General features: G+C 46.1%; 2 protein-coding genes. One reads left to right on the top strand and one right to left on the bottom strand.

The window, feature by feature from the left end:
• On the top strand, positions 1-665 hold a 665-nt coding region (locus JF818_RS14300; RefSeq protein ID WP_233067931.1), incomplete at its 5' end, for a GGDEF domain-containing protein.
• Here JF818_RS14300 and JF818_RS14305 read toward each other — a convergent pair.
• On the bottom strand, positions 657-1122 hold a 466-nt coding region (locus tag JF818_RS14305; protein WP_198892652.1), incomplete at its 5' end, for a hypothetical protein. The two genes, JF818_RS14300 and JF818_RS14305, sit on opposite strands and share 9 nt — an antisense overlap.

A 1122-nucleotide genomic window follows, 5' to 3' on the forward strand; every position in this document is an offset into this window, starting at 1 on the left:
ACTATATCCTCATTCTTATCCAACTCTTCAGGATGAGGCACACTACAATATTCCCAAGCAAGTTCCTGGTTGCCTTGGTCTATTGCTTGCCCATCATAGCAACAATTGTCCAGTTTCTTTATCTTGAAGACTCCTATATCACCAGTTCCATTGCAACGGCACTGTTGCTGTACTATCTTATCGTTCAGGAAGCAAAGTTCGATTTTGACCTGCCTACCAAGGCACGAAACCGTATTGCTTTTGAACGGATGATAACTATAGCAGAACAAAGAGACCAAGAACTGGTCTTTATACTCTTCGATATGAACAACCTTAAAGGAATCAATGATACCTGGGGACACCATGAGGGAGACCACCTGCTCTTATCCTTGGCAGAGTTGCTCAATAAAGCGTTCTCACCTGACGGAAAAGTTTTCAGGATAGGCGGTGATGAGTTCTCTGTCATCCTCCCGAGAGCCAAGAAAGGCAAAATACAAGTAAAGATGGAACAATTTGAACTGAAGTTACTGGAAGCAAATACCAAACTTGCCCATCCTATCGATGTTGCTTGGGGATATGCAGAGTCAAGCAACGATGAACGCGTATCAATACGGGATGCCTTCACCCTTGCTGACAAGGCAATGTACCGACATAAGGCGATGATCAAGGAGAGCGAACTATTCTAGCAGCCCTTGTAAACGCATCTGGAGATAGAGAAATTCCAACTCCCTGAGAGTCCCTAGCACAGTAAAAGCTGACTGATACCAGTCAAGCTCCCTCTGTAGAAGGGATTGCTTGTCACTTATCGATGCCTCGAATCTGATCTGCTCACTGAAGAGCAAGGCTTCTTTCAATCGGTAGTCAGCAAGCTGGACACCCAAATCAGAGAGATACCCAGCGATTTCCTGCTCCATTTCTTGTATGGTATCCTCAGCTTCTGCATAGGCAAGCTCCAGGCCTGCCTTCGCAGAGTCCAGCGCTTCCTGAGCGATTGACTGCTGCAAGGAGGACGATTTCCTGAACAGATCGGTTGCACTGAATGCTATGGAGAATGTCATCTGAGGATCGGCATCTGAGAAAAGCTCAGAGAAGGAAGAGAAGAATGTATTGCCATCACTTGGGGAGTAGAAAGGACTGAGCTGG

It is taken from the genome of Sphaerochaeta sp. S2, assembly GCF_016406725.1.
Taxonomy (GTDB): Bacteria; Spirochaetota; Spirochaetia; order Sphaerochaetales; family Sphaerochaetaceae; genus Sphaerochaeta.